13 protein-coding genes, 1 tRNA gene and 1 pseudogene are annotated in these 11,938 nt (G+C 63.1%); 9 read left to right on the forward strand and 6 right to left on the reverse strand.

All coding sequences use genetic code 11. From position 1 onward, the window contains the following. Positions 1–99: 99 nt before the first annotated feature. Positions 100–750, reverse strand: coding sequence for a hypothetical protein (locus TX78_RS06435; protein ID WP_044494747.1), 651 nt, complete (start codon positions 748–750; stop codon positions 100–102). A gap of 78 nt (positions 751–828) precedes the next feature. Between TX78_RS06435 and TX78_RS06440 the strand changes: the two genes are divergently transcribed. Further along, positions 829–1,842: an acyl-CoA thioesterase gene (locus tag TX78_RS06440; protein WP_044494749.1), complete on the forward strand. Its 1,014-nt coding sequence runs from the start codon at positions 829–831 to the stop codon at positions 1,840–1,842. On the opposite strand, the gene TX78_RS06445 is transcribed toward TX78_RS06440, so the two are convergent. The 4 genes from TX78_RS06445 to TX78_RS06460 form a co-directional block, all read right to left on the reverse strand. After that, positions 1,839–3,107, reverse strand: coding sequence for a glycosyltransferase (locus TX78_RS06445; RefSeq protein ID WP_044494750.1), 1,269 nt, complete (start codon positions 3,105–3,107; stop codon positions 1,839–1,841). The two genes, TX78_RS06440 and TX78_RS06445, sit on opposite strands and share 4 nt — an antisense overlap. Positions 3,108–3,145: 38 nt before the next feature. Then, a complete protein-coding gene (locus TX78_RS06450) occupies positions 3,146–4,678 on the reverse strand; it encodes a DUF2079 domain-containing protein (RefSeq protein ID WP_081652618.1) in 1,533 nt (510 codons plus the stop codon). Between the two features lie 185 nt (positions 4,679–4,863). Further along, positions 4,864–4,936, reverse strand: a tRNA-Arg gene (locus TX78_RS06455). A gap of 39 nt (positions 4,937–4,975) precedes the next feature. Beyond that, entirely contained in the window at positions 4,976–5,377 is a 402-nt protein-coding gene (locus tag TX78_RS06460) for a globin (protein ID WP_044494973.1), read from the reverse strand. Between the two features lie 336 nt (positions 5,378–5,713). On the opposite strand from TX78_RS06460, the gene TX78_RS06465 reads away from it, so the two are divergent. The 7 genes and pseudogenes from TX78_RS06465 to TX78_RS06495 form a co-directional block, all read left to right on the forward strand. After that, complete coding sequence (locus TX78_RS06465; RefSeq protein ID WP_044494751.1) at positions 5,714–6,187, forward strand: ribose-5-phosphate isomerase; 474 nt, start codon at positions 5,714–5,716, stop codon at positions 6,185–6,187. 39 nt (positions 6,188–6,226) lie between these two features. Next, a complete protein-coding gene (locus TX78_RS06470; protein ID WP_049897569.1) occupies positions 6,227–7,162 on the forward strand; it encodes an Fpg/Nei family DNA glycosylase in 936 nt (311 codons plus the stop codon). A 191-nt stretch (positions 7,163–7,353) separates the two neighbouring features. Continuing rightward, the gene (gene thrS, locus TX78_RS06475; RefSeq protein WP_233722197.1) at positions 7,354–9,246 is read left to right on the forward strand and encodes a threonine--tRNA ligase; all 1,893 of its coding nucleotides are present in this window, start codon (positions 7,354–7,356) and stop codon (positions 9,244–9,246) included. Further along, on the forward strand, positions 9,247–9,816 hold the full coding sequence (locus tag TX78_RS06480) for an HIT family protein (RefSeq protein ID WP_044494754.1): 570 nt from the start codon (positions 9,247–9,249) through the stop codon (positions 9,814–9,816). Next, positions 9,816–10,418 carry a phosphatidylinositol phosphate synthase gene (gene pgsA / locus TX78_RS06485; protein WP_044494755.1) on the forward strand — a complete coding sequence of 201 codons (603 nt, stop codon included), beginning with the start codon at positions 9,816–9,818 and terminating at the stop codon, positions 10,416–10,418. Before TX78_RS06480 ends, pgsA begins: the two co-directional genes overlap by 1 nt. A gap of 58 nt (positions 10,419–10,476) precedes the next feature. Next, the gene (locus TX78_RS06490) at positions 10,477–10,908 is read left to right on the forward strand and encodes a LexA family protein (protein WP_044494756.1); all 432 of its coding nucleotides are present in this window, start codon (positions 10,477–10,479) and stop codon (positions 10,906–10,908) included. A 6-nt stretch (positions 10,909–10,914) separates the two neighbouring features. Continuing rightward, a pseudogene (locus tag TX78_RS06495) lies at positions 10,915–11,115 on the forward strand (Y-family DNA polymerase); the annotation flags it as partial. Between the two features lie 102 nt (positions 11,116–11,217). Here the strand turns inward: TX78_RS06495 and TX78_RS06500 are convergent. After that, on the reverse strand, positions 11,218–11,607 hold the full coding sequence (locus tag TX78_RS06500) for a heavy metal-responsive transcriptional regulator (RefSeq protein WP_010155367.1): 390 nt from the start codon (positions 11,605–11,607) through the stop codon (positions 11,218–11,220). Positions 11,608–11,711: 104 nt separating this feature from the next. On the opposite strand from TX78_RS06500, the gene TX78_RS14270 reads away from it, so the two are divergent. Beyond that, the coding region (locus TX78_RS14270; protein WP_044494761.1) for an FAD-dependent oxidoreductase at positions 11,712–11,938 on the forward strand (227 nt) is incomplete at its 3' end.

The raw sequence follows: 11,938 nt of genomic DNA on the forward strand, positions 1-11,938 counted from the left end.
CTAGCCGCTGACACCAACTCGTGCCCTTCAGCGTGTGCGGCCTTTCAGATATTTTGGTTCTTATGAAGCGGTGCCAGAGCGGGAAGGTAAGGCGCAGCGCTACGGCATTCGGCAGAGGATGAACCCGCCAGCAGAGCTGAGCCGCAGCCAGCGCCCGAGGCGGTGTATCCGGGTCTCAGCCCCCTCCTCGCCGCTGAGGAACCCCAGCGACAGTGCGCCGAAGGCAGCTCCGGCAGGAATGTCGATGCCAGCGGCTGCCAGTGGGCGGCCCCAGACCTTTTCGCGCACCTGTTCCACAACGTGGGCCCCGGCGCTGGTCGGCACCGCCTGCGCGATCTCCGTGATCCCTGCATCGGCCGCTTCACGCAACCGTTGATCTGATTCAGCCCCTACAGCCTCCCAGCCTGAGCGTGGGGGAGTCACCGCTGCCCAACGCGCGTTGATCCGGCTCGGCGGCAGCGGAAGGCTCACTTCGGCAGGATTAAGCCGCGCTAACCGCTCGCTGATTGAGCCCAGCTCCACCGTGGCGTCCGCCGTCGTAGGCTCCGCCAATGCCATAGTGCGCAGACCCAGGACGGCCGGTACCCCGGAGGTGAGAGTATTGGGAGTCATCACCGGCACCCATGCGGCCAGCACTGAACCTACTGCCTGGAGTCGAATGCCCTGTTCCTGGATGCGCCGGGCCCGTTTGACGTAGGTGCCGAGGTCCTGCAGTGTTGCGGCCTCGGCGAAATGCAGCTGCTGGGTCATAGGATTGATTCTGTCAGAGCGCGGAGCCGGAAACCGGACCGCTTCGCTGTCAGCCGTAAGGACCCATCAAGGAGACCCATGCCCGACCGTGAATTCCGTATCCCGACATCTGAGGAAGCGGTGGATCAGCTGGTGGGCATGCTCCAGTTGGAGCAGCTGGAGAACGACGCCGACGGCGAGGACCAGTTTCTGGCTCCAGTCTTCGAGCAGGCCTTCTGGCGGGTCTTTGGAGGCCAGGTCCTGGCCCAGTCAGCGACCGCTGCCATGCATACTGTCGACCCAGAGCGTGCCATCCACTCGGTGCACGGCTACTTCCTGCGTCCCGGTGATGCCAGCAAGCCCATTGAGATCAAGGTTGAACGGCTGCGCGATGGCGGCTCCTTCTCGGCGCGCAGGTCGCAGGCCTACCAGAACGGCAAACCGATTCTGTCCATGATCGCCAGCTTCCAGCGTCCCTCGGCGGGACCAGCCCACCAGGCTCAGATGCCCGCAGGCATTCCGGATCCGGAGGAGCTGGCGTCCCCAGAGGAACTCGTGGGGCATGTGAAACACCCGATCATCCAGGAATGGGGACGCGGCCGCCCCTTCGAGATCCGGCATATCGACCGTCCGCTCTACCTTGAGGCGGACCGGGAAGCACGTCCCACCAGTGCAGTGTGGATGAAGACCAAGACCGCGCTGCCAGATGACCCGAATGTGCACCGGGCCGCGATCCTCTACGCCTCCGACTACACCCTGCTGGAACCGATTCTGCGTAGACACAGTCTGTACTGGGCCAAGCCCGGGCTGAAGATGGCGTCCCTGGATCATGCGCTGTGGTGGCACCGGTCGGCCCGGGCAGATGAGTGGCTGCTCTACGTCCAAGACAGCCCCAGCGCCCAAAGCGCCCGCGGCCTCGGCACCGGGTCCATCTACAGCCGCGAGGGCCTGCTGGTGGCCACTGTGGCGCAGGAAGGTATGGTGCGGCCACCGCAGGGGATTCGGCCCCGTATCCAGGAAACCATTCAGAAGACCGTGGTGAACAACGGTCGAACCCAGCGCCAGCTCAACCAGAAGTACTCCAGCGCGTGGCGGTCACGCTATAGCGGCTAATCAGTGCTGAGAGTGGTTTGCCGTGCGTGGCTATAGGCGCTCATAGCCTGCACCGCGGTGGCTTCCCAGGAATAGCCGCGGGCAAGTTCTGCAGCATGGTGTGAGAACTGCCTCCAGCGTGTCGGGTCTGCGGCCAGCCCGGCAATCTCGGCGGCCCAGTCCGCTGGATCCAGCGAATCGATGAGCCGGCCGGTGCTGTTGTGCCTGACGAGTTCGGCCAGCCCACCAACACGGTGGGCAAGCACTGGCGTGCCGCAGGCCATGGCTTCTAGCGCCACCAGGCCGAAAGACTCGCTGTAGGAAGGCACAAGGACCGCATCTGAGCGACGGAACAGAGTCGCCAGATCATCGTGGGGCAGCGGCTTGCGGTGCACGACGACGTCGTCCACCCCGTGCTCAGCGGCGAGAGCTTCGATGTCGATGGCATCAGGTCCGCTCTGCCTGCCGGCAACAGTGAGGTGCACTGTCAACTCAGGGTGATCTCTGCGCAGATGCGCCAGTGCCTCCACCACAATCTGGGGACCCTTATGCGGCTGCAGTCGGCCCGCAAAGGTCAGTTCCAGGGGCCGATCGCCACGCCGGAGATGCCGCGGGTCACCGGCGGCGGGAGGATGGAAAATCTGCAGATCCACCCCGGGCTTGACCAGTGAGATCCTGTATCGCGGTACCTCAAAGAGGCGCTCCAGGTCCAGCCGCTCCCGCTCAGTATTGGCGGTCAGCGCGGCGGCCTCGGCAGCGATTCGAGCCTCAGCATCATGGCGACGCGGATCCTCCTGGGTGGCGGGGTCCCTTTCGATCTTGATCGCCCCGATGGTGTGCATGGTATGCACTGGACTCGCATCCAGTTCCTTAGCCAGGGTCAGACCCGCTAAACCGGAGAGCCAGTAGTGCGAATGCACCACATCCACCGTGGTGCTTGTGGCGGCTCTCAGTACCTCAGCGGCACGCTGTGACAGGGACTCCAGGCAATCCAGCAGCTGGGTCTTGTCTTGACGACACCCGCGCGGGACATGCAAGGAATGAAGCCGCCGACCATCGGTCAAGGTAGTACTGAAGTCCTGGCCGCCTTCCTGCGCGGCGGTATCTACGGTGGGGAGGTCCAGGTCTGTGGTGACAATGTCGACTTCCACACCCTGGGCAACAAGGGCCTGGGAGAGCGCATTGACATAGACATTCAGGCCCCCGGCGTCGCCCATTCCCGCCTGTGCCAGGGGAGAGGTGTGCAGGCTGAGCATGACCACGCGCTGTACAGCGTCAGTGGGCATAGGACTCTCCGGGGATGGCGTGCTGGGGCTCTGTCATGTTATCGCGAGAGATAGTCGCCGCATTTCTCGGCTGTGGGAATATCGCGCCGCAGCACCCATAGTCCCATGTCATCCTCGCTGACCGGTTCGAAGCCCAAGCGTTCTGCGCGTTGGAAGGCCTCCTCCGGCGTGAGCGGATGAGAGCCGCCAAGCTCAGCAGCGCGTTCGTCGATGATTAGCCACTGCAGGTCCTCCTCGGCGGTGGTCCCGTTGAGTCCCACGTAGGTGCGGTCCACCAGATGCGGCACCGCAGTATCGGCGGCCTCCACGCAGACACCATCGGGGATCATCTCCACTGCGCGCTCATGGGCCTGCGCCCGCTCGTACATGGACCAGTTATGCCCGGTGAGCGTGCGCTGATACGGGAAGACCTGCGGAAAGAGCAAGGAGCCGACGACGCCGCAGGCCAGCAGCAGCGCAGGAATTGCTACTGGCAGGTGCCCGCGAATTCCGGATGCGCCGACTTCAGCCTCGGAGACAGCATCGCCTGAGCTGCGGTCCGTGCGACGCCGTGCCCAGGGCACTCGCGGAATCAGCACACCCTGATGGACCAGGCGCCGAATCACGTCCATAGCCGCCAGCAGGAAGATCGGGGCGAGAATCGCGTCGTATTGATAGACCGGCGACCACACGTTGAGGCGATCGTTGAAGAGTCTGGAGAGCAGTATCGGTGCGCCCAGCAGCACATAGGGGGAGAGGAAGGGCAGGAACAGCAGGGGCGCGAAGTGCAGCAGCCACAGACTGACCTTCAGGGAGTGGTCAAACAGGACCACAACGGCGTTCCACGGCTGGGTGATGATAAACAGTAGGGCCGCGCCCGCAGAGGGTCCCAGTGAGGTGTACTGCCAGTAGACGAACTCGCCGGCGGGGGAGAAGTGCGGGATCACGGTCTCGACTGCCAGCCAGTAGCCGAAGATGCCGAGGCCAGCGGTGATCGCTGCAGGAAGCCAGGCGCGCCGGATGGCGAGGATTAAGGCGATGGCGAGGAGTGTGACACCCATGTCCTCGCGCACGGCCAGCAGCACCACAGACAGACCAACGGCCCACCACATGCGACGGCGTTCAATAGCCCAGATGATCCAGGCGATGATCGGTACGCCGAAGGCGATCTCGTGGAAGTCCCAGTTCACAATCGCTTGGAAGGGCCACCACAGCAGCAGGGCGGCGGCGCTCAATAGCGCCGGCACATGTGAGAACCAACCGCGCACCACGAGGTAGACCGGAATGGCGGTAGATGCCAGCAGCCCGATCATGCCGATATTGAGCATTCGCGGATCGTCCCAGATCCAGTACAGCGGCGCGAAGAGCACCAGGATCGGATGGAAATGGTCACCTAGGAGATGAAAGTCCTCGCCCTTGATGGGGACGATGGGTGCCTTGAACAGCGCGTACTGCCGAACCGCCTGGTCAAAGATGCCCAGGTCATACCCCTTGGCCTCGAAGTTCCGGAAGCGCAGCAGAGAGTGGATCAAGGCCAGGAGAGAGCCGGCCGCCATGACCAGTCCGAGATGAACTTTGTGACGCAGCGGCAAGTGGAGCTCCTGGTAGTGCGAGTGAGTTGCTTCTGTGGCGGTCCACCGGCGGACGCGGCGTCGCCGTAGGACGTTCCATGGTATCGCCGGTGGTCGTGCCGGTGTTGAGGCAGGGAGTGTTAACGGGCCCGTTCCTTTGGAGGTGGAACGGGCCCGTTGGCCTTGTTTACTGGGATGTAGCCGTGTGCCCCAGGAGGGATTCGAACCCCCGACCGGCGGATTAGAAGGCCGCTGCTCTATCCCCTGAGCTACTGAGGCGCGGGCCGAGAGGCAGCCCGGCGGATAAGTCTACCGAATTCAGGCATTGACCATGGAGTGCGCGGCGCGCTCCAGGTAGTCCCACAGCACCTGCTCGTGCAGCGGTGAGAGTTCAGCGGCATCGACAGCTTTGCGCATAAACCGAAGCCATTTATCCCGGGCTTCGGCGTCGACCCGGAAGGGCATGTGGCGCATCCGAAGACGCGGATGACCCCGCTGCTGCTGGTAGGCCCGCGGGCCGCCCCAGTACTGCTCAAGGAACAGCAGCAGCCGCTCCTTTGCAGGGCCGAGGTCTTCCTCTGGATACATGGCCCGAAAATCGGGGTCCTCTGCGACCTGGTCGTAAAAGACATCTACGATCTTCTGGAACGTCTGGCGCCCGCCGACCTGGGCGTAGAAGCTCTCCGGATTCACCGCGTCGGGATCCGGCTCCGCCGGCATCGGTGAGCCGTCGGGCCCTGGCATTACACCCAGGTCAGTAGGCATGGGGCGTAGGGCCGGTGGCAGGTGCGTGCGCTCCTGCGGGGACGTCACCGGGGTCAGCTCGGCGCCGTCGTCGTTGGTCTGCGGTTCTTCAGCCGCGGCAGGTGGCTGGTGGGCCTGCCTATCCGGGCGCCCGGTCACCTGGGACGGAGGTTTGCCCACCGGTCGGATCGTGGCGATGGGCGCACCAAGACGGCGGGAGAACTTGGGGAGCTCGCGGTGCTCTTCTGTCATAGTCGTTTAAGCATAAGATGGTGCCCGCTTGTTCCTTAAACCCCATACGGGAAGGTCCCCATGCGCGTCCACATAGCCACTGACCATGCCGGAATGGAGCTCTCTGCTCATCTGGTGGAGCACCTCAAAGCTAAAGGTTACGAGGTGATTGACCACGGTCCGGCGGAATACGACGCCGCAGATGACTACCCGGGCTTCTGCCTCAAAGCCGCAGAGGCTGTTGCTTCGGAGCAAGCCGAAGGCCAGGACTCGCTGGGCATTGTTCTCGGCGGCTCCGGCAATGGAGAGCAGATTGCGGCAAATAAGGTCCAAGGCATCCGGGCCGCACTGGCGTGGAACCTGGATACCGCACGGCTGGCCCGTGAGCACAACAACGCCAACGTGGTAGGACTCGGCGGACGACAGCACAGCCTGGAAGAGGCCACCGCCATCGTGGATGCCTTCCTCGAAGGTCAGTGGAGCAACGAGGAGCGCCACAGTCGGCGCATCAGCAAAATCACCCATTACGAGAACACCGGCGAAATCCTCGACTGAGCCGATCCACACCTGCCTGACGTGCCCGAAGGTCATACCGTGCATCGTCTCGCTGCCCAGATGCACCGGCTCTTTGCCGGTCAACAGTGGCGAGTCTCCTCCCCGCAAGGGCGCTTTGCCGCGGGCGCTTCCCGACTGGACGGCCAGCTCCCTGAACGTGCTGAGGCGTGGGGCAAGCACCTGTTCCTTCACGTCGACGGCGTGATCTGGCAAGTCCACCTCGGGCTCTACGGGGCCTTCAGCTTCCGCGGTGACGAACAGTTCGCCGGCCCTGCCAGCATTGGGGCACCACGAGCCGCCGTCGAACAGCTGCAGCCCAGTTACGCCGACGACGGATGGATCATTCCGGAACCAGCTGGCGGCGCGGTTCGGGCGAGAGTCCAAAGCCGTCACGGCTGGGCGGACCTGCGAGGACCAGCCACCTGTGCGGTGATCACCGAAGATGAGTACCACGCTGTCATCGCCAAGCTGGGACCGGACCCGCTGCGCCAGCCCGAAGGCACCATGGACGATTGTGCTCGAAGGCAGTTCGCCGCCAATCTCGCGCGACGCCGGATCAGTATTGCCGCGGCACTGATGGACCAGGCAGTGATAGCCGGGGTAGGCAATATCTACCGCGCTGAGTCACTGTTCGTTGAGCGCATCGACCCGGACACTCCAGCGCAGCAGCTAAGCCCCGAACAGGTCGACTCACTGTGGAACACCCTGACCACCCAACTGCGCCAGGGATATGCAGAGGGCATCATCCGGACTCTGCGTACTGCGCATAAAGGTGCGGCCACCAGCGATGATGTCCATGATTATCGTGCCGGGCGTGCGGCACAGCAGAATCAGCAACTGCGTCGCCACTGGGTGTATCAGCACCACAACACAGCCTGCCTGCGATGTGGTGCTGCTATTGCCATGCGTGAGCTGCAAGGACGGCGCCTGTACTGGTGCCCAGGCTGTCAGGACAACAGTCGCAGTCAGGCTTAAGTACCGTAGAATCTCAGGGTCAGTTCCGGTGCCACCGGTGACCGAGACACCAGCTATCAAGGAGAGCATTCCCAGTGAGCGAAAACGCCGCGTCCGCATCCATCAGCATCAGTCTCGGCGGTCAGCCGACAACTGTGACTGAGGGCACCACCGGCACTGAGCTCTTCGCTGATCAGGCCACCACCGTCGTGATGCGCGTCGATGGTCAGCTCTGGGACCTCTCCCGTCAGATCCCCGACGGCGCTTCCGTTGAGCCGGTAGATATCAGCGAGCCCGACGGTCTCAACGTGCTGCGGCACTCCGCCGCCCATGTCATGGCTCAAGCAGTCCAGCAGCTGTTCCCAGGTTCGAAACTGGGTATCGGCCCCTACATCACGGACGGCTTCTACTTCGACTTCGACGTGGAGAATCCCTTTACGCCTGAGGATCTGAAGAAGATCGAAAAGGCCATGCAGAAGATCGTCAAGTCCGGTCAGACCTTCGAGCGCGAAGTAGTGGACCTCGACGAGGCCAAACGGCAGATGGCTGATGAGCCCTATAAGCTCGAGCTCCTCGGCTCCGGCAGTGAAGCCGGCGACGACGCCTCCGTTGAGGTCGGCGGGGATGTCATCACCATCTACCACAATGTCGACCGCAAGGGAGAGCGAGTCTGGGCAGATCTGTGCCGTGGCCCGCATCTGCCCAGCACCAAGCTGATCGCCAATGGTTTCGCCGTCATGCGCTCGGCAGCGGCCTACTGGCGGGGTAAAGAGTCCAACCCCCAGCTGCAGCGGCTCTACGGCACTGCATGGCCTACCAAAGACGATCTAGTGGCCTACAAGGAACGACTGGCCGAGGCCGAACGCCGCGACCACCGCCGTCTGGGTAATGAGCTGGACCTCTTCAGCTTCCCCGACGAGCTCGGCTCGGGTCTGCCGGTATTCCATCCCAAGGGCGGTGTGCTGCGCCGTGTGATGGAGGACTATTCACGTCGCCGCCACGAGGAAGCCGGCTACGAGTTCGTCTATACACCGCACATCACCAAGGGGCGGCTCTACGAAGTCTCCGGCCACCTCGAGTGGTACAAAGATGGCATGTTCCCGGCAATGCACGTGGATGAACAGCGTGATGAGCAGACCGGCGAGGTCATCAAGCCTGGCCAGGACTACTACCTGAAGCCGATGAACTGCCCGATGCACAACCTGATCTTCGACTCCCGGGGACGTTCCTACCGTGAGCTGCCGCTGCGGCTCTTCGAATTCGGCTCTGTCTACCGCTATGAGAAGTCCGGCGTGGTCCACGGCCTGACTCGGGTGCGCGGAATGACCCAGGACGACGCCCACATCTACTGCACTCGAGATCAGATGAAGTCTGAGCTGACCGGCACGTTGAACTTCGTGCTGGGGCTGCTGAAAGACTACGGGCTGGACGATTTCTACCTCGAACTGTCCACTAAGGACCCTGAGAAGTACGTGGGCTCGGATGAGATCTGGGAGGAAGCCACCGAGACTCTGGCCGAGGTGGCAGCGGAGTCCGGCCTGGAGCTGGTGCCGGATCCGGGTGGCGCCGCCTTCTACGGCCCGAAGATCTCCGTACAGGCCCGGGATGCCATCGGCCGAACCTGGCAGATGTCGACCATCCAGTTGGACTTCAATCTGCCTGAGCGCTTCGACCTGGAATACACCGCAGCAGACGGGACTCGCCAGCGTCCCGTGATGATCCACCGGGCACTCTTCGGCTCCATCGAGCGATTCCTCGGCGTGCTCACCGAGCACTACGCAGGCGCCTTCCCGGCATGGCTGGCACCAGTACAGGTCCGCGCCATCCCGGTCGCCGAGCCGTTCAACGACTACCTCGCTGAAGTGGTAGCCAAGCTCAAGGCCAAGGGCGTGCGTACTGAGCTCGACGACGGCAACGAACGATTCCCCAAGAAGATCCGCACGGCATCCAAGGACAAGATCCCATTCGTGCTCATCGCCGGGGGAGAGGATGCAGAAGTCGGTGCCGTCTCCTTCCGCTTCCGTGACGGCAGCCAGGAGAACCAGGTTCCGGTGGATGAGGCTGTTGAGCGCATCGTTAAGGCCATTGAGGACCGCGTGGCCTAAATGAACCAGGCACCCTGGGACACCGATAATTACGTGCTGCCTGGGGTGCCTGATGCCTTCCAACGGCTATGGACACCCCATCGCGAGGCGTATCAGGTCAAGGGGCAGGACCAGGTCACCGGCGAGGACAACTGTCCCTTCTGCGCTGGTCCGCAGCGCGAGGATGAGCAGTCACTGATCGTCCATCGTGGTCGAACCTGCTATGTCCTGCTGAACCTCTACCCCTATAACCCGGGGCATCTGCTGGTATGCCCTTACCGACACGTACCGGATCTGACGGACCTGGACGCGGAAGAAGCCGCTGAGTTCACTGCCCTGACCCAGGATGCGATGCGTGCACTGCGGACCCAGAGCCATCCGGCGGGCTTCAACTTGGGCATCAACCAGGGCAAAGCCGGTGGCGCTGGGATCGCAGCACATCTCCACCAGCACGTCATCCCGCGCTGGAGCGGGGATACGAACTTTCTGCCGATCATCGCCCAGACTAAGTCTCTCTCGGCCACGCTCGGAGAGATTCGGCGCCTGGTAGCACAAGCGTGGCCAGCGGCAACAGGGGGCGCGGAGGACTGATGCTCAATAAGTACGCTCGGGCGTTCTTCGGTGCGCTTTTCACCCCGGTGGCCAAAGCCCTGCTGCGCTTGGGGCTGTCACCCAATGCTGTCACGGTCATTGGAACCCTTGGCGTATGCGCCGGCGCTCTGATCTTCTATCCCATGGGTGAACTCTTCTGGGGCACTGTCTTCATCACGCTCTTCGTCTTCAGTGACCTGATCGATGGGCTGATGGCTCGCCTGAGCAATAAGGGCTCTCAGCTGGGCAGCTTCCTGGATTCCGTCCTGGACCGAGTGCAGGACGGTGCGGTGTTCCTCGGCCTGCTGCTCTGGTTCTTCACCGGCGGCGAGAATCTCTGGCTGGGCACGACGGCGGCTGTCTGCCTGATGCTGGGCATGCTGGTCTCCTATATCCGCGCCAAGGCCGAGTCGCTGGGCTATCGTGCCGATGTGGGCATCGCCGAGCGGCCAGAACGTATGGTGCTGACGTTGGTGTTCACCGGATTCACTGGCCTGGGGCTTCCGGTGGTCGTGCTCCAAACAGTTCTCACCCTGCTCGCAGCCGCCTCTTTGCTGACGGTGATTCAGCGTATGGCCTCGGTGGCACGGCAAGCGCGCTAATCCTGACTCTCGCCCCAGCGGCTTGTTTCGAACACAGATTCGAACGATACTTGGTGGTGTGACTATCACTGAGCTTCGCGCCGTTGAGGAATCCGCTGACCCCAGTGAGCTCACCGTGCTGCCCACTACCGTTCCAGCAGGGTTCCCCTCACCTGCCCTGGATTTCGCCAGTGAAACCATCAACCTCCACGAGCATCTGGTTCATGATCCACCGTCAACGTATATTGCACGAGTCTCCGGTTCATCCATGGTTAACGCCGGAATCAGCGACGGTGATCATCTGCTCATCCGCAAAGGCACGCAACCGCGCGACGGAGATGTGGTGGTCGCAGTGCTGGATGGTCAGCTCACCGTTAAGCGTTTGAGGCTTACTTCCACTGGGGTCCTGCTCCAGGCGGAGAATCCCGAGTATCCGGATATCGAGGTGCCCGAACTCTCGGAGCTGATCATCTGGGGCGTGGCATATATGTGTCTGCACAGTCTGCGGTGACCGCGCATGAAATTTGTGGCACTGATCGATGTCAACAGCTTTTATGTGAGCTGCGAAAGGGTCTTTGATCCCAGCCTTCGGCACAGGCCCGTTGTTGTGCTGTCCAATAACGATGGATGCGCCGTTGCCATGAGTCGGGAGGCCAAACAGCTAGGGATCAGCGTGGGTGCCCCCTGGTTCAAGCTGGCGCCGACGGCGGCGCAGTATTGGTAGTGCGCGTTATTTGATTTGGCGCTATTTGGCGGACGGGGGATTCTGCACGACTTTCCGTTCTCGTCGCTTGGGAGAGCCGAGAGGATTTTCCGTGAGCTACAGGTACCGGCAGACCTGGTCCGCGCTGCACGAGTCGGGGTCGGGCTGCGCGGCGTCGTGCCTGAGCTCGGCGATGGTGTCTCGGAGCGCTGTGAGCTGGGCGATCTGCTGCTCGATCTCGGCGAGGCGCGCGTCGAGGAGATCGCGCACGTGCTCGCAGGGAGCAGCGCCGCCGTCGCGGATGTCGAGGATCTGGCGGATCTGGGCGAGGGTGAGGCCCGCGGCCTGGCCGCGGTGGACGAAGTCGATCCGGGCGGCCGTCTCGGGCGCGTAGTCGCGGTATCCGGACGGCGTGCGCTCGGCCGGGGGCAGCAGGCCCTGCTCCTCGTAGAACCGCAGCGTCTTCGCCGTCGTTCCCGCCCGCTCGGCGAGTTCCCCGATGCGCATCGCAGGCCCCCTTTTCTTTCGGCAGAAGCCTTCTTGACCCTCCCCTGCACTGGAAGGTCCAGTATGGCCGAGAAAGAAGAGAAACCCAAGTGACGGGAGCTGCGATGCCCACGAAGTACGACCTCGCCATCATCGGATCGGGCGGTGGTGCGTTCGCCGCCGCGATCCGCGCGACCACGCTCGGCAAGTCGGTGGTGATGATCGAGCGCGGGACGCTCGGTGGCACCTGCGTGAACACCGGCTGCGTGCCGTCGAAGGCCCTGATCGCCGCGGCCGACGCACGGCACTCCGCGGCCGACGCCGCCGACCGGTTCCCGGGGATCGCGACGAC

This window comes from Nesterenkonia massiliensis (assembly GCF_000455245.1).
Taxonomy (GTDB): Bacteria; Actinomycetota; Actinomycetes; order Actinomycetales; family Micrococcaceae; genus Nesterenkonia; species Nesterenkonia rhizosphaerae.

What these genes read in the sequence shown, in the direction of transcription:
- TX78_RS06435 (WP_044494747.1), bottom strand. Translation starts at nt 750, where the DNA reads ATGACCCAGCAGCTGCATTTCGCCGAGGCCGCAACACTGCAGGACCTC.
- TX78_RS06440 (WP_044494749.1), top strand. Translation starts at nt 829, where the DNA reads ATGCCCGACCGTGAATTCCGTATCCCGACATCTGAGGAAGCGGTGGAT.
- TX78_RS06445 (WP_044494750.1), bottom strand. Translation starts at nt 3,107, where the DNA reads ATGCCCACTGACGCTGTACAGCGCGTGGTCATGCTCAGCCTGCACACC.
- TX78_RS06460 (WP_044494973.1), bottom strand. Translation starts at nt 5,377, where the DNA reads ATGCCGGCGGAGCCGGATCCCGACGCGGTGAATCCGGAGAGCTTCTAC.
- TX78_RS06465 (WP_044494751.1), top strand. Translation starts at nt 5,714, where the DNA reads ATGCGCGTCCACATAGCCACTGACCATGCCGGAATGGAGCTCTCTGCT.
- thrS (WP_233722197.1), top strand. Translation starts at nt 7,354, where the DNA reads ATGCGCGTCGATGGTCAGCTCTGGGACCTCTCCCGTCAGATCCCCGAC.
- TX78_RS06480 (WP_044494754.1), top strand. Translation starts at nt 9,247, where the DNA reads ATGAACCAGGCACCCTGGGACACCGATAATTACGTGCTGCCTGGGGTG.
- pgsA (WP_044494755.1), top strand. Translation starts at nt 9,816, where the DNA reads ATGCTCAATAAGTACGCTCGGGCGTTCTTCGGTGCGCTTTTCACCCCG.
- TX78_RS06500 (WP_010155367.1), bottom strand. Translation starts at nt 11,607, where the DNA reads ATGCGCATCGGGGAACTCGCCGAGCGGGCGGGAACGACGGCGAAGACG.